General features: G+C 37.0%; 20 protein-coding genes. 19 read left to right on the top strand and 1 reads right to left on the bottom strand.

The window, feature by feature from the left end:
• Positions 1-632 precede the first annotated feature (632 nt).
• On the top strand, positions 633-905 hold the full coding sequence (locus tag FTV25_RS12990; protein ID WP_026444499.1) for a hypothetical protein: 273 nt from the start codon (positions 633-635) through the stop codon (positions 903-905).
• A gap of 11 nt (positions 906-916) precedes the next feature.
• Positions 917-1,237 carry a hypothetical protein gene (locus FTV25_RS12995; protein WP_005248735.1) on the top strand — a complete coding sequence of 107 codons (321 nt, stop codon included), beginning with the start codon at positions 917-919 and terminating at the stop codon, positions 1,235-1,237.
• 28 nt (positions 1,238-1,265) lie between these two features.
• Here the strand turns inward: FTV25_RS12995 and FTV25_RS13000 are convergent, their stop codons facing one another.
• Entirely contained in the window at positions 1,266-1,526 is a 261-nt protein-coding gene (locus tag FTV25_RS13000; RefSeq protein WP_034686387.1) for a hypothetical protein, read from the bottom strand.
• A gap of 541 nt (positions 1,527-2,067) precedes the next feature.
• On the opposite strand from FTV25_RS13000, the gene FTV25_RS13005 reads away from it, so the two are divergent.
• The 17 genes from FTV25_RS13005 (at position 2,068) to FTV25_RS13085 (ending at position 20,164) form a co-directional block, all read left to right on the top strand.
• Complete coding sequence (locus FTV25_RS13005; protein WP_005248732.1) at positions 2,068-2,346, top strand: hypothetical protein; 279 nt, start codon at positions 2,068-2,070, stop codon at positions 2,344-2,346.
• Between the two features lie 283 nt (positions 2,347-2,629).
• Positions 2,630-4,882 (top strand): type I DNA topoisomerase, encoded by a 2,253-nt coding sequence (gene topA / locus FTV25_RS13010; protein WP_111034852.1) that lies wholly within the window; start codon positions 2,630-2,632, stop codon positions 4,880-4,882.
• Positions 4,882-5,559 (top strand): lytic transglycosylase domain-containing protein, encoded by a 678-nt coding sequence (locus tag FTV25_RS13015; protein WP_068550239.1) that lies wholly within the window; start codon positions 4,882-4,884, stop codon positions 5,557-5,559. Before topA ends, FTV25_RS13015 begins: the two co-directional genes overlap by 1 nt.
• Positions 5,560-5,693: 134 nt before the next feature.
• Positions 5,694-5,999, top strand: a complete 306-nt coding sequence (locus FTV25_RS13020; RefSeq protein ID WP_180009807.1) for a TrbC/VirB2 family protein — start codon at positions 5,694-5,696, stop codon at positions 5,997-5,999.
• A complete protein-coding gene (locus tag FTV25_RS13025) occupies positions 5,999-6,325 on the top strand; it encodes a type IV secretion system protein VirB3 (RefSeq protein WP_005407440.1) in 327 nt (108 codons plus the stop codon). Before FTV25_RS13020 ends, FTV25_RS13025 begins: the two co-directional genes overlap by 1 nt.
• 7 nt (positions 6,326-6,332) lie before the next feature.
• Positions 6,333-8,795 carry a VirB4 family type IV secretion/conjugal transfer ATPase gene (locus FTV25_RS13030; protein WP_111034398.1) on the top strand — a complete coding sequence of 821 codons (2,463 nt, stop codon included), beginning with the start codon at positions 6,333-6,335 and terminating at the stop codon, positions 8,793-8,795.
• Positions 8,796-8,797: 2 nt separating this feature from the next.
• Complete coding sequence (locus FTV25_RS13035; RefSeq protein WP_180009806.1) at positions 8,798-9,097, top strand: hypothetical protein; 300 nt, start codon at positions 8,798-8,800, stop codon at positions 9,095-9,097.
• Positions 9,098-9,120: 23 nt separating this feature from the next.
• Positions 9,121-10,146, top strand: coding sequence for a type IV secretion system protein (locus FTV25_RS13040; RefSeq protein WP_026444410.1), 1,026 nt, complete (start codon positions 9,121-9,123; stop codon positions 10,144-10,146).
• An 11-nt stretch (positions 10,147-10,157) separates the two neighbouring features.
• Positions 10,158-10,859, top strand: a complete 702-nt coding sequence (gene virB5, locus FTV25_RS13045; RefSeq protein ID WP_004644764.1) for a P-type DNA transfer protein VirB5 — start codon at positions 10,158-10,160, stop codon at positions 10,857-10,859.
• A gap of 162 nt (positions 10,860-11,021) precedes the next feature.
• Complete coding sequence (locus FTV25_RS13050) at positions 11,022-11,870, top strand: virB8 family protein (protein ID WP_053142621.1); 849 nt, start codon at positions 11,022-11,024, stop codon at positions 11,868-11,870.
• Between the two features lie 11 nt (positions 11,871-11,881).
• The gene (locus FTV25_RS13055) at positions 11,882-12,775 is read left to right on the top strand and encodes a TrbG/VirB9 family P-type conjugative transfer protein (RefSeq protein WP_111034401.1); all 894 of its coding nucleotides are present in this window, start codon (positions 11,882-11,884) and stop codon (positions 12,773-12,775) included.
• The gene (gene virB10 / locus FTV25_RS13060) at positions 12,775-14,196 is read left to right on the top strand and encodes a type IV secretion system protein VirB10 (protein ID WP_111034402.1); all 1,422 of its coding nucleotides are present in this window, start codon (positions 12,775-12,777) and stop codon (positions 14,194-14,196) included. The genes FTV25_RS13055 and virB10 overlap by 1 nt, the downstream gene beginning before the upstream one ends.
• Positions 14,177-15,289 carry a P-type DNA transfer ATPase VirB11 gene (gene virB11 / locus FTV25_RS13065; protein WP_005253250.1) on the top strand — a complete coding sequence of 371 codons (1,113 nt, stop codon included), beginning with the start codon at positions 14,177-14,179 and terminating at the stop codon, positions 15,287-15,289. The genes virB10 and virB11 overlap by 20 nt, the downstream gene beginning before the upstream one ends.
• A complete protein-coding gene (locus FTV25_RS13070) occupies positions 15,286-17,760 on the top strand; it encodes a type IV secretory system conjugative DNA transfer family protein (RefSeq protein ID WP_180009805.1) in 2,475 nt (824 codons plus the stop codon). Before virB11 ends, FTV25_RS13070 begins: the two co-directional genes overlap by 4 nt.
• Positions 17,761-17,770: 10 nt before the next feature.
• Positions 17,771-18,052, top strand: a complete 282-nt coding sequence (locus tag FTV25_RS13075; RefSeq protein ID WP_005248700.1) for a hypothetical protein — start codon at positions 17,771-17,773, stop codon at positions 18,050-18,052.
• A gap of 10 nt (positions 18,053-18,062) precedes the next feature.
• Positions 18,063-19,352: an LPD7 domain-containing protein gene (locus FTV25_RS13080; RefSeq protein WP_180009804.1), complete on the top strand. Its 1,290-nt coding sequence runs from the start codon at positions 18,063-18,065 to the stop codon at positions 19,350-19,352.
• A gap of 425 nt (positions 19,353-19,777) precedes the next feature.
• Positions 19,778-20,164 (top strand): hypothetical protein, encoded by a 387-nt coding sequence (locus FTV25_RS13085; RefSeq protein ID WP_180009803.1) that lies wholly within the window; start codon positions 19,778-19,780, stop codon positions 20,162-20,164.
• Positions 20,165-20,288 lie beyond the last annotated feature (124 nt).

The raw sequence follows: 20,288 nt of genomic DNA on the forward strand, positions 1-20,288 counted from the left end.
TTAAGGCTAAAAAATACGCAAAAATATAATAAGTTAGAGCTAAACACCTAATTAATTACTGATTTTTAAGAATAATTTAGCCATTTTTTGTATACTGTTGATAAGTCTGTGGATTATTTGCGACAAAACGTATAGGTATGTGACAAAACGTATAGTTGTAGCGACAAAACGTATAGTTATAGCGACAAAACGTATAGTTATAGCGACAAAACGTATAGTTATAGCGACAAAACGTATAGTTATAGGCTTGTAAACTTATGTTTTACAAAAAGAAATTAAGGCTCTTAAACTGTTCTAAACACTCCTAAACTCTATTTAAACTCTTTTTAAACCCGATTCTAGTTTTTTTTAAAAAGTTTTTAGAAATGTTTAGAAGATTATTAAAGTGATATTTACATGACAAAAAGGGAAGGGATCTAAAAAAAATATGAGCTTTGATATATACAAACTTTTTACAAAAGTTTTAAATTATTCATTAAAGTTTTAAACTTTTTGATATATATTAAAAGCGTTTAAAAATAATTGATGTTTTTGTGTCTTTTACACACAGTTACACTTCAGTTACATTTTTAAATTAATTATATTTTGTAAGAATCCGCACTTCACTTTTAAAAACTAGGGATCTTGCAGAAATGGCTTTAACGATGAATGACTTGAAAACAGTCGATGACTTCAACGCCAATAACTATGGTGTTGAAATTGGTATGAACGAGCAGTTCCAATATTTTGTGACTGTTAAAGTAAATGATGTTGATCACATCATTCATACTGCATCAGGAAAAATTCGATTCACACGGAATTTACCCTTCTTGATTCAAGAGATTTGTTCAATGTGCAGCAATGCCAAAACAATATCTCTAAACTTTGAAGGCAAGTTATTCGTACTGGAAAACTCATCTAAATAGAGTGACTACTTGTGTATAAAAAATTTATTTTAGGTTTAACTTTAGCTAGTGCATCTGCCTTAGTTGCAGCTAAAGATGAAAATTATGGCTGTCGTGCTTTTATGTGCTTTGCTGGCGGTCTTAATGTTTCTGAATGTCAGTCTACAATTAGTGACGTAAAAAAAGATCTGGCTAAAGGTAAAGGCTTTCCTCACTGTTCATTCGTCAGCAGTAATCAAGACGGATCTGTTGGAGGTGGAGAAGGACAACCTAAAATTTCATCTTATACACATAATAAAAGAGTTTATCTGTATGTAGATGACAAGTTAGTCACTACAGTTAAAAAGTCCTAAGTTTTTGCAAGAAAAAAGCCTGATTTAATCAGGCTTTTTTTTCTTGTAATTGTTTATAGAAAATTCTTAAAACTTCTTTGACTGCTACACTTTTTCCGTGTTTTTCCCCGCCATAAATATCTTTTAAATATTCTAAGGCTTCCAGTGCTTCAACATCTTCAGGAACATCCATATTGAAATAAACTGAAAGTGGAGTTTTGGTAGTAGGCTTTTTTCTATATCTTTTTCTGCGATCTAATACCTTTCCTTCTGTTTCTGTTTCTGTTTCTGTTCCTAGTTCTTCAGTCATAACTTATCCCATTTAATAAATGTCCACAGGTGGATATTAAGTCCTTTTTAAATAATTTACTACTTATATCGGGTCGCCATTTATGAGAAGTAGCATTGCAATAGTATGTTTTAACGTGGGGTTATAACCCTTTTAATAACCTCATATTATGTACTATGTACTATTTAAATCCCGCTACTAGATCAAATGGGAGCAGTTTATTTTCTGCGGTCGCCATTTAAAAAGCACAGCTTTTTAAAGCTCACTTGAAAATCAACGGTAATCAGGGAAGGGAAAATTTAACTGATTGCGTCAGTTCGCAAAGTAGACACTTTGCTCTGATATATGTGCTATGGATCTGGATTAGATAGGTAATATAGATGCCTGGATAAACGCTGCAGCTTGCAGCTTTTATCCAAGCATCGAGGTTTTTAGTCATGACTAAAGCAGAATTTAGCTAAAATATTTAAGATTTCTTTAAATTATTTAAAAAAACTTTACCAAGATTACCTAAATTGATGATAATGCACCTTTGTTATGGGTGCTTTAAAAGGTTTTATGGATGACTGATTTTATAAATATTGATCCTGATTTTTCTATTTCAGAGGTGGTGCTAGAGGAATCTAATAAACAAGGATTTATTAAAGAGTTAATTATTAATGAATTTGAGGGTGGATTTTTTATCACAGCAAAACTGGCATGGTCAGGCCAAAAGGTTTGGACTTTAACAACAAGACGAGAAAAAGATAAAGCTAGGATCTTTAAGGATCTGACTAGGCTTAATGATTTCTTGAAAGAAAAAATTTATACAGAAGAAGTAAAAATAATAAGAATCAAGTAAAAAAATACAAAAGCCCTTTCCAATATGGTATATTTTGGATTGTATTCTTTAAAGCTCTAAGGCGGGATTTAAGAAAATGGCTATAAGTTTAAATAAATATGGAAATTTTTTAAAATTTTTTCTAGTTATTTCATGTGTTTATCTTGTGTGCTTCATGCCACAAGATGCACTGCTTTTAGAAATCCTTGTAGATTTCACTAAATTTCAAGTAGTTGCTTTCTTATATTCATCTTTTCTTTGTGGGCTTTCGAGTTTCCTAAATTTCACAATTTGGAAATAACCCATGAATCTTGTAATCGTTGAATCTCCTAACAAATGTTCAAAAATTGGAAGTTTTTTAGGATCTGATTTTAAAGTTGTGGCCAGTGTTGGCCATGTTCGGGATCTACCAAGAAAAGGCTTAGGTATTGATATAGCCAATGATTTTGCAATGGAATATTCATTTATTCCTGATGCCAAAGTTAATGACAGAACTTTTGACGGTGGCGAAAAACGTATTGAAAAAATAAAAGCCTTTTTGAATAAAGCAGACAAGATTTATTTAGCTACCGATCCAGACAGGGAAGGTGAAGCTATTTCATGGCATTTAAAAGAATGTTTAGGTCTGGAAGATGGTCAATTTGAACGAATAGAATTTAATGAAATTTCAGAAAAAGCTATTAAAGAAGCCATTAATAATGGGCGTGGTTTAGATTATCAGCTTGTATATGCTCAAGAAGCACGTAGGGCTTTAGATCGTCTGGTGGGCTATCTAGTTTCCCCTATTGCATCTAATCTTATGGGTCAGCCTTCATCTGCGGGGCGGGTACAATCTCCTGCTGTTTTAATCGTTGTCCTTAGAGAAATCGAAATCCAGAAATTCAAAGTTACTAACCACTTTGGCGTTAATTTGAGTTTTGATAAAGAGCCTAAAAAATGGATCTCGCAATGGGTTACAACGGAATTTGTAACTGAGGATCAGCCTTATGTTTTAGATCGTTCCTTAGCTGAAGAAGTTGCAAAAACTAAGAAAGTTAAAGTTTTAAACTGCACTGAAAAAACAGAGTATTCAAATGCTCCTTCTCCTTTCTCTACAGCCCTACTTTTACAAGCTGCTAGTGTAGCGTTAGGCTTTAGCCCTCAACAAACAACCAAAGCAGCACAGGCATTATTTGAACAAGGGGCAATTACTTACATTCGGACTGACGGCCTAAACATAGCTGATGAAAGTGTAGAAGAAATCTTTGCTTATGCTAATGAACATCAATTTTCTTTACCTGAAAAGCCTAATAAGTTTAAGGAAAAAGATGGGGCGCAAAACGCCCATGAAGCAATCCGACCTGTTCACATAACTGATAAAGATCTAGGAAAGTCACCAGAACAAAAAGCTTTATATCAATTGATTTGGGAACGTACTATTTCAAGTCAATTGGCCAAAGCTGAATATAAAGCCGTTACTTTGGAATTACTGTCTGAAGATGGAAAATATAAGTTCCATGCTAAAAGCCGTGAGCTAATAAAAAAAGGGTGGATGGTTTTTGGTAAAGACTGCCTGAATGAAGATGAAAACGAGCCTTCAGGCGTGGTGCCGGTCTTAGAAGTTGGTTCTGTAGTTGATGTTGAAAGCGGTGAAGTTATTGCAAAACAAACTAAGCCACCAAAACGCTATACAGAAGCTTCACTAATTAAAAAATTGGAAAGCTGCGGGATTGGTCGCCCTTCTACTTATTCATCAATCATGGCCAATATTCTGAATAAGGGCTTTCTGGAGGTAGAAAAGAAAGTCTTAAAACCAACTAAATTAGGGAATGATTTAATTGGTAGTCTGTTAAAAGCTAAATTTAGCTTTCTGGATCTGCACTATTCAAAAGAGATGGAGTTGCAGCTAGATAAAATTGCATCTGGTGAAACTTCATATAATTCGGTTGTTTCTGCCTTATACACTCAACTTGCTCAAGAGCTAAGTACAGCTTCAAAGCTGACAGCTATAAACGCAATACCTTGTCCAAAGTGTAAAAGCCAATTAAAAAAATTTAAGAATACTAAAACCAATCAATTTTTTTGGATTTGTAGCAATGAGGACTGTAAGCACTCGATGGATGACGACAAGGGTAAACCAGTCGAAAAAGTTATTCATTCATGCCCTAAATGTAAAACAGGTCGCTTAAATAAATTCCAAAATTCGCAAACTAAAGAATTTTTTTGGATCTGCAATGATCAGGAATGTAAGCACTCGATGGATGACAAGAAAGGTCAGCCAGTAGAGAAAATCAAATATCCTTGCCCTAAATGCTCAACGCCATTATTCAGATCCAAAAAAGAAGGTAAAGATCCGATCTGGTTCTGTCCTAATCGGGAAACAGATTGCAAAGTCTTTTTGCCTGAAGTTAATAAAAAGCCACTTCTTGAAGTCTATTCATGTCCTCAATGTGCCAGTGATTTAAGACGGATCAATGGGGCAAATGGCTATTTTTGGGGGTGTACCAACTATAAAAATGGGTGCTCCGCTACTTATCCAGATCAAAAAGGTAAGCCAAAATTTGAGGTGAAAAAGTAATGATTGATTTCGTAGTTTTGGCACAACAATGTGCGCCACAAGTTGATGTAAATATTGCGTCTGCAATTGTTAAATCTGAATCCTCATTTAATCCTTTTGCGATAGGGGTTAATCGTGCCGCAGGTCTTAAAAAACAGCCGACTAGCTATGAAGAAGCTGTATCTGTGGCCAAAAGATTAATTAGCCAGGGACGAAATATTGATGTTGGTTTTGCTCAAATTAATAGTGCTAATTTCAAAAGATTAAATCTTAGTGTCGAGCAAGTTTTTGATCCCTGCACTAATCTAAGCGCAATGCAATTTATCTTTAATGACTGCCGAAATAGGGCAAAAGGCAAAGATATTTATAAAGCTATGTCTTGCTATAACACTGGCAACCATTCATCAGGATTTAGAAATGGGTATGTAGCGAAAGTATCAAGAAATTTGAATTATTTTGCTAATGGTTCACTCAATACCATGCCTGTAAAATTCAATCCTCCCTCACCTCCTATGAATAGCTCAGAACAGCTTGCATATTTTGCTACTAATGCAGATATGCCTAACTCCAATGGATATACCGAAAATACAGAACTTCAAAGCCTTCCAGTAGTGGAGAAACGGCCTTCATTTTTCTTAACTAACGGCACAAATATTAAAGAAAAAGAAAAAAGTTTAAAATCTTCTATGATCTTTTAAAATATTTTCAAAAAGTTTAAAACTTAGTGTAATATATTAAATATACAGTACCAATGAACAATATTTGATTTTCCAAAAATATTGTTCTTGGTACTTAATGCGCTAGGTCTTAATTGCTTCACTTGGAGAAAATAATGAAAGCAAATCAAACGCAAATAACAACGACTAAAACGACTGGTATCAAAGCAAGCGTATTGATGTTGTTCATGATGTTAATCTCAAGCCCTGCTTTTGCTCAAATCTCAAAAGTTAATACGGTTATGGCTAATGTTCAGTCAGTCTTAGCGGGTGTGGCTGTAACTGTATTTACCATCACTATCATGTGGGCTGGCTTTAAATTGGCTTGGCAACAAGCGAAGTGGTCAGACATTTCTAACATCGTTATCGGGGGGATTTTGGTAGGTGGTGCTGCGGGTATCGCTGCTTGGCTGATTAACTAATGTCGAATTTTTCTGATCCAATTTTCAGGGGTTGCACTCGTCCTGCCATGCTTTTTGGCGTTCCAATGTTGCCTTTTTTGTTGGTGACGGGGGTAGCAATTCTTTTAGCGGGTTGGTCTTTTTATCTACTTAGTGCCTATGTGACTTTATTTATAGCAGCTATTTATGTGCCTATTTACTTCTGGATGCGGGCAATAACAAAAGTAGATGACCAACGATTAAAGCAAGTATTGATGCGGTGGCGCATAAGAGGGAAACAGATCCAGAACCATCAAAAATGGGGAGCAATCTCATTTTCGCCACTTAAATTAAAGAAAAGGAAATAACAATATCATGCGTTCAAAACAGCAAGTTAAAGATAGCGCAAATGCTGAAGTCGCAATTTCAGACTATCTGCCGTTTGGTAATCATGTTTCCAACAATGTTATTAAGCTTAAAAATGGTGAATACATTGCTACATGGAAATTAGAAGGCATTTCGTTTGAAACAGTTGAAGCCGATATTATTAGAATCCGTAAAGAAGGATTAAATAATTTTTATCGTGCTTTAGGTGGCGGTCACTTTGCTGTTTGGACGCATAAGATTCGTAGGGGAGTTAATGAACGTCTAAATGGCGTTTATGAAAATGATTTTATTGCTGATTTTAATGAAAGATATTATCAGCAGTTTCAGGGTGAAAAGAATAAACAGATGGCTACTGAATTGTATTTAACAATTCTTTATCGTCCTGAAATTTCCAGATTAACAAAGATCTTTAAGAGTAAAGCTAGTCGTGATCCAGTAGCCCTGAAAAAGCAGATTAAGCGGGATCTCGATATTTTGGATGATGTAGCCAAACAGGTTGAAGCAAGTCTATATCACTACAATCCAGAACGTCTGGCGACCTATACCAAGAAAGGTTTTGTCTACTCCGAAATGTGTAATCTGCTTGGTTTCTTAACTAATGGAGTTTGGGAAGAAATCCCTTTAAGACAAGCTAATCTTGATCAATATATTCCAAGTAGTCGCTTGTTCTTTGGTGACAAAAACGGCTATTTACAGATCAAACATCCTGAAGCTCAAAAATATGTAGGCTTTCTGGATATTCAAGAATTTCCACGTTTATCAGAATCAGGAATGTGCAATTCCATCCTGTATGGAAACTATGAATACATTGAAACTCAAAGTTTCACGGTTTATGGCAAGCGTGATGCTGTAGATAAATTAAAAACAATTAAAGGACAGCTAAATTCTGTAGAGGACGTTTCAGATCAAGAGATTCGTGATATTGATCTGGCTATGAGTGAAGCTAATAGCGGGAATTTCCAGTTAGGCGAATATCACTATACGCTTGCGATTTTTGGTGATTCACCAAATCAAGTTGCTCTGAATGTTTCGAGTGCCAGAACTGCTTTATCAGATGAAGCAGGGTTCAAAATGGCTGTAATTGATACTGTTCCTGAATGTGCATGGTTCTCGCAATTAGCGGGTAACTTTAATATGCGTCCTAGAGAAGCATATCTCACAAGCCTAAATTTTTCTGCTTTAAGCCCTTTCCATAACTTCGCAAGAGGTAAACGTGACGGCAATCCTTGGGGTGAAGCACTAGCTTTATTTAAAACTCCAAGTGGCCAACCATTTTACTTTAATCATCATGTTAGCCCAGATAAGCAAGATTCTACAGATGACAAGATGCCAGGTAATACGTGTGTCATTGGAACAACTGGTGTGGGTAAAACAACCCTAGTCATGGCCATGATGATGTTTGCTTGTAAGTATAAAAATCTGAAGGGTGTTTTCTTTGATAAAGATAGGGGCGCAGAAATTGGGATTAGACGGATTGGGGGTCAATACTATGCCTTAGAGCGTGGTGTACCAACTGGCTTTAATCCGTTGCAGCTACCACCGACTGAAACAAATATTCAGTTTGTAGAAAAGCTTGTAAAAATTCTGGTAGGTGGTGTTCGTAATGCTGCCGAAGATCTGGAAATCAGTCAGGCTGTTCGTACCATTATGCGTGATGATATGCCGTTAGAACTCCGCAGACTTTCAGCTTTATATATGAATCTGAAAGTAAATGGCGGGGGGGATTCGCTTCAGGATCGTTTAGCTAAATGGTGTAACACTGCTGATCATGACGGAAATTTATCTTGGGTCTTTGATAATCCATACGATACTCAAGACTTTTCTAAAGCAAAAATGCCAATCTTTGGTTATGACTACACGGAATTTTTAGATGATCCAGAAGTCCGTACACCAATCATGGCTTATCTATTACACATCACAGATTCATTGATTGATGGTAGTCCGTTTATTTATTGGATGGACGAGTTTTGGAAGCCATTAACAGATGAATATTTCAAAGATTTTGCCAAAGATAAGCAGAAAACTATTCGTAAATTGAATGGTCTAGGTGTCTTTATGACGCAATCCCCAAGTGACGTTTTAGATTCTGACATTGGTAAAACAATGGTTGAACAAAGCGTTACTCAAATCTTTTTACCTAATCCTCGTGCTGATTACGATGACTATGTAAACGGCTTTAAGGTCACTCCGCAAGAATTTGAAATTATTAGAGAGCTAGAAGAAAACTCACGCATGTTCTTAGTTAAGCAGGGTAGCCGTTCCGCACTCTGCAAAATGGATCTAGGCGAAATGCGTGACGTTTTACAGATTATTTCAGGCTCTAAGGACAATGTAGAACTTCTCGAAAATCTCATGAATGAAGTTGGTGAAGATCCTAACGATTGGGGCGAACTTTTCTTACAACGGATCGCAGAACGTAAAAAATTAATTTCAGAAAAAGGAGTTGCTTAGTCATGACTAAGTTTTTAGCACTATCAAGTTTGTTGGTTATTTCTACTTTAACAACTGCATGTTCTGATGATAAGGAACAGGTTAAGCAGTTAAAAGAAGAAGTGATGGCTGCACAACAATTAAAACCTCAAGATTTAACTGCTGAACAGCAAGAGGAACTGAAGCAGCGCAAGGCTAGAGCATCCCAAAAGGGTAATATTCTTGATGAATATGATCCTTCTGCACCTCAAAAATCAGTAAAACCAGAAACTAAAAAAGGATCGGGAAATATCCTCGATGGATATAACCCAGATTCAAAATAATTAAGGATTCATAGGGGATTGCAATGGCAATTATTACTACATTAGAAACAAAAATTGATTCTCTATTAGCAAGTTACGTGACAGGTGTTAGTAGTAATATCGCTTCTGCAATTGTTCCTATAGCTTTGACTGCTGCAACAATTTATATCCTGATCATTGGCTACAATATTGCGACTGGTGCACAAGAAGATTCCATTTATACCGCTTTATGGAAGTTTTTTAAGATCGCTTTTGTGGGTGGGATTGCTTTAAGTGCAGGGGTTTATCAGTCCTTTGTTGTTGAAGCCATTAACGGACTAGCCATAGGTTTAATTCAAATTGTTAGTCCAGGTGGTGAATCTTCGTTAGGTGCTTTACTGGATCAAGTGAGCGTTCCGTGGGGTGAATTAATCCAAAAATTAGGTGAGGAAGCTGAATCAGCTTCTGGCGTTTTCCCTGATATTGGCTTGTATTTATCTGCTGCTGTTGTTGCTGTCGCTCAATTCCTATTGTTCTTCATTGGTACTGGCCTATATTTACTGGCAAAAATCAGTCTGCAACTTTGTTTAGGCGTTGGTCCCATATTCATTCTGTGTGCAATGTTCCCTGCTACACAAAAATATTTTGAAAGTTGGCTTTCTCAAACATTGAGCTATGTTTTCACCATAGGCTTTATCACAGCAATTATCAGTATGCTCTTTGCTTTCGTTTCAGGCATGTGTACGCAAATCACTAATAACTTTGATGCGGGCGACATTCTTACTTCTGTAGTTTCCCTCTGTATTGTTGCGGGAACTATTGTAGTGATCATGTGGAACATTCCAACGATGGCTTCAGCCATAACAGGTGGGGCGGGTGTTCAAGGTGTCGGTCGTGCTGTAGCTCAAGCAATTACTAAAGGTCGTGGCGGTAATAATTCAAAATCTGATAGTGCTTCAGCTACTCCTACCACTGGGGGAAGTGTTCAAGGGAATTCTAGCAGCTCTAATAATTCCAATAGCTCGAATACAGGAGGATCTAAGCCGTTATATCAACGACACACACTCTCTAACCTCAAAAGAAACAAATAGGAATTTTTCTAATGAAAAAACAATTGTTAGCTTTGGGTTTAGGTTCATCTTTGTTTATTAGTGGTCAAGCCAATGCTACAGGTATTCCTGTCATTGACGGTGCTAACCTTGTTCAAGCTGTTCAAAATATGGTGGCTTGGGGTGAGCAATACAATCAGATGGTGAACCAGATCCAACAGGCAAAACAGCAATACGATTCCATTACTGGTATTCGTGGTTTCGGTGATGCTGTCAATAATCCATATCTTAAAGACGTGATTCCAAGTGATGTTGCTGACATTTATAAAGGCATCCAACAAGGCGGTGTCAATGGTATGACTTCAGCAGCTAGGAACATTCGTGATGCCACAATGGTTTATGACTGTGCTTCTAGAACTGGCCAGAACTATAAAGCCTGTCAAGCTGCATTAAATAACAATGCACAAACACAGGCTTTAAATCAGCAAGCGTTAGGCGTTGCGGATCTGCGTACTGAGCAGATTGATAATCTGCGTAAACAGATCAATAACACTACTGATGCTAAAGCTATCGCTGAGTTACAGGCTAGGATTCAAGCGGAACAGTCACAAGTTGCTAATGATGCAAACCGAATTGCTTTGATGCAGGCGCAAGCGCAAGCTCAAAAAGATGCAGCACAACAGCTTGAAATTGAAGGCCGATTAAAACGTGCTGCCCAAAAAGGCAACATTCTTGACGGCTACTCTGGTAACTAAACTTTTAAAAAAAAGCCCATTTCTTTTGAAATGGGTATTTTTTTTGCAATTTTTCAGAAAACATTGAATTAATAAAACCAAAATACATTATTTTGGTTTACGAGTTTTATATTTTTTGGCATACTTAGAGAAATAACTCTAATAGGGTCTATCGGGTCTATCATGAACAAACTTAAAAAAGTATCTGCTGCTGAAGAAGCTAAAAGCTATGAAAAAGCTATGGATTGGGAAGCAGATCTTATTGCGATGCGAGCTAAGTCAGAACGTAAAGCTTGGACTATTGCAAAAGTAGCGGTGGGCGTGGCCGTCTTAGAAGCCATTGGATTAGTGACATTAGCTCCAATGCGCCAGACTGTACCTGTTGTTTTCACAGTAGATAAAGCTCAAGGAAATGTTGAATACGTGGGCGTTGTTGATGATCAGCAAGTGAAAGGCAAACAAGAATTAATTGATAAAAATAACATTACTCGTTATGTAACCGCCCGTGAGAGTTATTTCTATCCGTTATTACAGCCAGATTATGATTTAGTCATGACTATGAGTAGTAATCAGGTCGGTAATGACTTTGCTTCACTCTATGAAGGTGATAGTGCAAGAGATAAAAAATACGGCAAAAAATATGAATTAAAAGTTGATGTGATTTCTGTCCAGACTAATCAGGATGAAACAGGTTTTACCGCTAGTGTCCGCTTCACTAAGACTTTGCATTCAGTCGAAGCTAATCGTGATGAACAGCCACAATATTATATTGCAAGTATTCGATATGAATATGCTCCGAACAATCTAAATAAACTGGTAGAAAAAGATCTAATTAAAAACCCATTCGGCTTTAAGGTCGTGGGCTATCGTGTCGATCCTGAACTATCTCCTAACAGACCTGTAGCGCAAGCTGCGGTTGTTGAACCTAGTCAGCAAGTCTATGTTCCGATTCAACAAGGCGGGGCTGTTGTTCAGCCACAAGCTCAACAAGGCGGGGCTGCTGTTCAGCCACAAGCTCAACAAGGAATGTAAAGGATCATTACATGAAAAAATTAATTCTTGCTTTGGGTTTGGCGGTGCATGGGATCTCTTATGCAGCAATTACGCCTAAAGCTATGCCTACCGATTCACGTATTAGAACAATCAATTATGTTCCTAATGATGTTTATCGAATTACTGTCAAAAAAGGCACTGTAACCCGCATTGTATTAGGTGAAGGTGAAAGAATTTTAGAGCGTGGTGCTGCTACTGGATACCCTTCAGACTGTGAAAAGGATGACACCAATTGGTGTATTTTTGCGGATACTGGATCAAATTTAGTATGGGTGAAGCCAAAGGATAAGGCTACTCGGAATAACTTAGAGTTACGCACTAATAAGCGTGATTATAGTTTTGATTTTCAAGTTCTAAATAATGCCAAAGAAAAACCGATGTATCGTGTTGTCTTTAAATATCCACAAGAAGAAGAAGAAAAACGTAAACAGGAAGAAGCTCAACGCTATAACGCTTATGCAGCACAATTAAAAGAAGAAAGCCAACTTACTGAATTTTTGGTTTTACAGCATCGTTTAGCCAATGCTGCGCCTATCCCTAAAAACTGGAATTATCGTCAAGCTGCAAACAGCAAAGGGAAGCACTTTGTTCCAGAAATGCTATTTGATGACGGTCGTTTTACCTATATGCGATTTAAAGGAAATACTGATATTCCAGTCGTATTTATTGAAGGTACGGAAGGGGAAGAAAAAGTTAATTTCCATATCAGTAAAGAAGATCCAAAACTTTTGATTGTTGAAGCTCTAGCTAAAAAATTTGTTTTACGTCAAGGAAAAGGCGTAGTGAGCATTTTCAATGAATCTTATGATCCTGTCGGTGTTGCTCCTCAAGATGGCACTACTGTAGAGGGTGTTAAACGTGTCATTACTGGGGATATGAACTAATGAATATTAATGATCAAAAACCATTAGATGATCAACAAGCTCCTGATGAAGAATTTAACGAATCAGAAAATGGCATTGTTTCTGTCAATGAACGTGGGGATCAGGAAGATGGAAAAGGTAAAAAAATAGCGTTTATTGCAGTTATGGCGGTACTTTTTACTGTTATAGCGGTCTTTGCCTATAACTTCTTTTCAGATAGTAGTGATGCTGAAGAAGCAGCCCAATTAAAAGAAAATCAGATAGATCCAAGCCTAGATGCTTCAGCTAAAAGAAGGGATTTTACTAATACTGATCCTGTGCCAATGGATGCAGGTCAAAATGCTCAATTTCAAAGCCTAGATGCCTGTCAGGATCAAAGTATTCCTAGACAGCTAACAGACAATAACGGTAATGCTTTAACTTATAACGGCATGTTGGTTTTTCAATGCCAAAATGGTCAGCAGATTTTAAGACAGCCTGAAGCTGCGCCAGTAGTTGAACAACAAGCAGCAAATCAACAGCCTGTAGTAATTCAGCCACAGCCACAACAACAAGCTCAATATGTACCTTTAAACAATGGAAGCCGTTACGGTGGCGGGATTTTTGTCAATCCTTCACAACAAGGCGGGGCGGTTGGCCAACCGTCAAGCATGAATCATCAAGCAGCTTATAACCAAGTAACAGGCATGATGAAACAGTTTGAACAGGATCAGAATAGTAATAGCCGTTCTGGTAATTTCTCTGGATCTGGTTTGATGTCTTTAGCCCATGATGATGATGAACCTATGCAGCATCAGCCACAACAAGCTACAACTAACATGGCTAATCATTCCTCTAATAAAGTCCAGGCTAGGTTTATTGGGGATCGAAATTACTTAATTGCTAAAGGTCGTGTAATCCGTTGCAACCTGTCAGTTAAAGTCGTTTCAGAAATTGGCGGTATGGCTTCATGTGTCCTTCCACAACCTGTTTATTCTGATAATGGTCGTGTAGTCCTTGCTGAAGCGGGATCTGAAGTCATTGGAGAATACAAAAGTATTGCAGCACAAGGGCAAAGACGTTTAGGTATCATCTGGTCACGCTTAAAAACTCCACATGGTGTTATTGTCGATATTGATTCTCCCGCAGCAGACCATTTAGGAACAGGTGGTTTAAGTGGTCGAGTAGATAACCGTTGGGGCGCACGTATCGGTGCAGCGTTTATGCTTTCTTTAGTTCAAGACGCTATTGCTTACGGTATTTCTAAAGAAACAGGCGGGAACAATAGCACTCCTTATATGCTTCAAAACACTTCAGACATGGGTAAATCAATGGCTGAAACAGTGTTGAATGAAACAATCAATATCAAGCCAACAATTTATAAAAATCAGGGTGATGTAGCTTCAATTTACGTGGCCAAAGATATTGATTTCAGAGGTGTGTATGAACTCCGCGCAAAATAATGTTTTAAGCAAGGATGTAATGGTTAGACAGCTATTACTTCCATTAGAAAAATTCTTAAAAACTAAAGGGGTGACTGAAATTGCAATTAACGCACCTAACGAAGTTTGGACGGAATCTAATAAAGGATGGGAAAAGCATTCTATAAATCTGGAAATGGCGCAAATAACAGCTTTAGCTAATGTTATTGCTACCTATACCAATCAACGGATTGGCCAAGAAAACCCTATATTATCTGCTCAATTACCTGATGGAGAGCGTATTCAGATCGTTCTACCGCCAGCCATTGAAAATGGAACGGTATCAATGACAATCCGTATTCCTGACGAGTCAAACCGATCATTTCAGGAATATAAAGATCAAGGCTTTTTTGACCACTTCAGATATGGGAAATCTAAAGAGTTTGAGCAGTTTAAACCTGTATTACGTACTGAAGATATTAAGCTAGTCCAGTTTTTAGAAAACAAAGATCTTGAGGGATTTTTTAAATTCGCTGTTCAATGTAAGAAAAATATTGCAGTTGTTGGTGATACTGGTTCTGGTAAAACCACTTTCATGAAGGCAATTTGTCAGTACATTCCTAAAGATGAACGTCTTGTCACTATTGAAGATGTACGTGAACTTTTTGTTCCACATGAAAACAAGGTTCACCTACTTTATTCTAAAGGTGGTCAAGGTAAAGCTAAGGTAACTCCATCTGATCTGATCGCTAGTAATATGCGTATGAAGCCAGACCGTGTATTACTTGCTGAATTACGTGGTGGAGAAGCTTTTGACTTTCTGAAACTGCTTACAACTGGTCACAGTGGATCTATTACAAGTTATCACGCTGAAAGCTGTTCACTGGCTTATGATCGCTACGTCTTTATGTGCAAAGAACATGAACAAGCAAATATCTACGATGCCACTACACTAAAGGAATTAGTTGCTTTAACAATTGATATTATTGTTCATGTTGAAGTGAAGAAAAAATACGATGATGAAAGTAATTTAATAGGTAAAGAACGCTTTATTTCTGAAATCAAATTTGATCCTGTTTCTAAAGTTAAGGCTCAATTTGGTGATGCTGAAATTATTGTAGGGGATAGGGCGTGAATAAAAAAATCCTGATCCTACTCCTTGCAATTTTTTTAGCGGTCGTTGGTTTCTTTATTGCTAAATATCTGGCCGGTGTTCTTTATTATTTAGCTAATAAGACCAATCCATTTCCTGAAGTGAATCTGACAACGTGGGGGTATTATTGGGATTTATATGCACACAATGTACCTGCACAAAAGAAAAAGCTGCAAGGTGCCTTGATCGCTTCACTATTTATCACTTTTGTTCTCCCTGCTTTAGTCATTGCTAGTCTGTTTAATAAAAAACAGTCGTTACACGGTGATGCCAGATTTGCCACAACCAAAGAAATTCAGAAATCTGGATTGATGGGAAATAAGGGAATTTTAGTAGGGAAATATCATAATAAATATTTAATGCTTGGCGGTCAGCAATTCGTACTTCTGGCTGCTCCGACACGAAGCGGTAAAGGTGTAGCGATTGTTATCCCTAACCTTCTAAACTATTCGGATAGTGTAGTTGTACTGGATTTAAAGCTTGAAAACTTCCTACTAACTTCTAAATTTCGTGCTAAGAATGGCCAGAAAGTTTATCTATTCAGCCCATTTTCTGAAGATCTAAAATCTCATAAATGGAATCCATTTGATACCGTTAGTCATGACGAAAATTTTAGAGTAGGTGAAATTCTTGCTATTGGTCGAAGCTTCTACCCTGTGACTGGTGATGCTAAAACCGATTTCTGGAATGACAATGCTAATAACTTATTTCTTGGCCTAGCCCTATATCTATTTGAAACTGAAGATCTGCCTGTAACTATGGGCGAGGTTTTAAGACAGAGTTCAGGTAAAGGTAAGCCAATTCAGGATCATATTAGATCTATTATTGATGAAAGAGCGCAAAGTGATAAACCGCTTAGTGATACTTGCCTAGATGCTTTAAACCGTTTTTTAAGTTCACCAGACAATACGCTCGGTAACATCATTTCTACTTTTACCTCACCTTTAACGATTTTTGCGAACCCGATTGTGGATGCTGCAACTTCATCAAGTGACTTTAAACTTGAAGATGTACGCAGACAAAGAATGTCTATTTATTTTGGTGTTCAACCTAACCGCTTAGGGGATGCTAAGAACTTAATTAATTTATTTTATTCACTCTTAATTGATGTGAATCTAAAAACACTGCCACAACAAGATTCATCTTTGAAATACCAGTGCCTAGTCGTGAATGATGAAGCAACGGCTGTCGGTAAAGTAGCGAAAATTGCAGACGCTAACTCATTTATTGCGGGTTATAACATTCGTTTATTAACAATTATTCAGTCTATTGGCCAGTTAGAGGACGTTTATAAAACTCAAACTAGGGGGCTTGTAACTAACCATGCTTTGCAGATCGTTTACCCGCCTAGAGAACAACGAGATGCTAATGAATATAGTGAAATGCTTGGCTATTTCACTTTCAAAGCAAAATCTAAAGGCCAAAGCCGTTCTATGGCATGGGGGCAAGGTGGCTCTAATTCAGAAAATGAATCAGATCAAAGACGAGCTTTAATGCTCCCTCAAGAGTTAAAAGAATTGTCGCAAGATAAAGAAATTATCTTTATGGAAAATACAAAACCTATCATGTGTGAAAAGGCTAAGTATTTTAATGACAGTGCTTTTGTGGATCGCCTAAAGTCCGTTTCTCCTAGCATGAAAGCAATTAAAGGTTTTCCAACTCACAAGCAATTAGAAAAAATTGCCTTTGAGGATCTGGAACTTTCAATTCCTATTCCTGATTTAGACGTAAAGCTGCATAAGGCAAAAATTGAAAAACGTATAACTGAAATTACTACAGTAGAACAGGCTGAACAGATAGATATTTCTAGCTTAGTTATCCCTGAATTTAAGTTAGATAAAACAGTTTTTGAAGATCCAGAAAATCCACAACCTGAAGAATGTCTACAAGTGGTCGATCAATTCTTTGGGGCTGTTGAATGGGAAGAAGATACTGAAGCGCAAAATATTGTCGATGACTTCTTTAGCCAGGTGGAAGCTAGTGCTGAAAATCCAATAGAAAACCTAGTTGCAGTAGATGAACCAGAGCAAACGGAAAACCTTATTGCAGTTGATGACACTGAATTTAGTCATGACGAAATGGAAAATCTGATTGCAGTCGATGAACCAGAACAAGTGGAAAATCTAGTTGCAGCCGATGAATCAGATCCTCTGGCCATGATTGCAGAAATGGAAAATCTGGTTGCAGTCGATGAACCAGAACAAGTGGAAAATCTAGTTGCAGCCGATGAATCAGATCCTCTGGCCATGATTGCAGAAATGGAAAATCTGGTTGCAGTCGATGAACCAGAACAAGCGGAAAATCTAGTTGCAGCCGATGAATCAGATCCTCTGGCCATGATTGCAGAAATGGAAAATCTGGTTGCAGTCGATGAAGGTCAAAACGGATCTATAGAAAATTCAGATATTGATGACGTTTATCAGGCGTTTTCAGACCAAGTTAATTCTAAATAAGGAAACTATCATGAAAAAAATCTCTCTTACATTAATCAGCCTTGCCCTATCTTTTTCAGTTGTGGGCTGTACTTCAAATAAAGCCGTGACCAGTCCTAATGGCTTTTCATCAAAAGCGGTTAATCAGCCTGACACTGTAAAAAACTATATGCAAAGCATAGCTGTATATCAGCAAAATAAAGATTTAAGCACTGAAACTGAAAGACAAATTGCACTTCTAACAGACAAATATATTCAAACCAAAATGATTATTGACGAAGCAGCACGTCGCCAAAATATTTCTAATCAATAAGGACTTGATCATGACTGAAGCAAACAAGGTCGATAAACCTAGTTTTAATAAAGAACAAACAGGCTATACCAAACTTGGCCAGACGTTAGAAACAAATCAAGCTGAAGTCAATTCGATTGAAAAAGCTGAAAATATAGATATTTCAAAAAGTACAAAAGGTATTAATCAAGATCCTGAAGAAACTAAGGTAACTGATACCAAAAAGCTAAAAGCTGATGACAGTAAAGAATCTAGTGAAGAAGGCATACCTAAAGCATTGCTCAATAAATATTATGTGGTAGATGACAAATATCACTTTAAAGGTAATCCTGAAAAAGTAGCTTTTGAAGATTCTGGAAAAGCTTTAAAAACCACAATTGATGATAAACATATTGCTGCTTCAATGGTGGAGGTAGCAAAAGCTAAAAAATGGGAAACAATACAGGTTAAAGGCTCTGAAGAATTTAAACGGAATGTATGGCTTGAAGCTTCAATGAAGGGCATGACAGTAAAGGGTTATGAACCTCGTGATATTGATCTAGCCTTGCTCAATGACATGAAAAAAGAACAAGGTAAAGAGATAGTTCCCAATACTATTGAAAAGGGTAATGAACGCCAGAAAGAGAAGCCTTTAAATGAGAAGGATAAAGTAGATCCAGTACAGGAACGGAAGGAAAAAATTAATAACCTGTCAGAACAGGAGAAAGCTTTACTGACAGTTTTTGATAAAAAAATGAAAGCTGACGGCTTCACAGAAAAGCAGCGCACAGCCAGTATAGACGTTGCGGTTGAACAGCTTAACCAGAAAAAAATGCACGTTGGAAAATTAGTAGATCATGGTGCAGCACCTTATAAGCATGATCCTAAAAATAACAGCAGCTACTACGCCACTATTGAAAATAGTAAAGGTGAAAAAAATACAATCTGGGCGAAGGATCTGGAACGTACTTTGAAAGAACAAAATATCATTAAGAATGATGATATTGTCCTGACCTATAAAGGGTCTAACAAAGTAGAAGTGAATACTAAAGAAATTGATCCTAAAACTGGACTGCCAACAGGCGCAAGAGTTCAAACACTGGCAAATAAAGGGAAGTGGGAAGCTCAAAGCTTGAGTAAATTGAAAGAAACAACTGAAAAAGCTTTAACCAAAAATGATAAAACTAAGCTTCAGATTCAACATAATGCCGATATTCAAAATCAGAAATTTCATAAGCCAAAATTAACGGCTTATGATGCCAATGCTCCAAAACAACAGCCAGTACAGCAGCCACAAGTTAAAACTCAAGAGAGAAATAAAAATAAAGATATATCTCGATAATCTAGGCCACGAAAACACCCATTAAGGGTGTTTTTTATATCCCGCTACTAGATCAAATGGGAGCAGTTTATTTTCTGCGGTCGCCATTTAAAAAGCACAGCTTTTTAAAGCTCACTTGAAAATCAACGGTAATCAGGGAAGGGAAAATTTAACTGATTGCGTCAGTTCGCAAAGTAGACACTTTGCTCTGATATATGTGCTATGGATCTAGATTAGATAGGTAATATAGATGCCTGGATAAACGCTGCAGCTTGCAGCTTTTATCCAAGCATCGGGATTAGACGTTTTAGAGATTATGGACCAGACAATAATATTGGCAGTCCATAATCTACTAAAACCAATAGAAGGTTAAACTTGGGATATTGCTTGTATTGTCCACCTGTGGACTATATAATCAAATTTAATCTGATTAAGGACGGTAAAGAATGACAAATGCAGATTTTAAACTGCTAGTTGAATCATTGGGATTTTACAACCCTGAAGCGATACGCGATTATTTCAAAGCTGTAGGCTTTAATGAATCTATTAACGTCCGACCAATCCAATATTGGTTAAATGGTAAAAGTGTAGCTCTCAATATGCCGATTCCAGATGATGTGGTTGAGCATTTTAAACAGCTTGAACAAATGAAAATTGATTTATCAGGCCAAGAGAAATTTAAGAAAAATTGCTTTCTCTACAAAGATAAATATCTAATGTGGGAAAAATTCCCTGAGCTAGAAGGGCTACCTAGTACGTACCTTAATCAACTCATGGTTCTGGTGAATATGCTACATGGTTATAGGGAAATGCAGTATTGCACAAGCTACTAGGAATCATAGAATGAAAAATCAGGATCTTTCTATTGTCGAGCTAATTAGTAAACGCAATAAAATTGTCTATACGGTTTGCGGATTATTGGTCTTACTGACAATCTTATCTTTTGCCAGATACTTT

It is taken from the genome of Acinetobacter sp. YH12249 (genome assembly GCF_013417475.1).
GTDB lineage: Bacteria > Pseudomonadota > Gammaproteobacteria > Pseudomonadales > Moraxellaceae > Acinetobacter.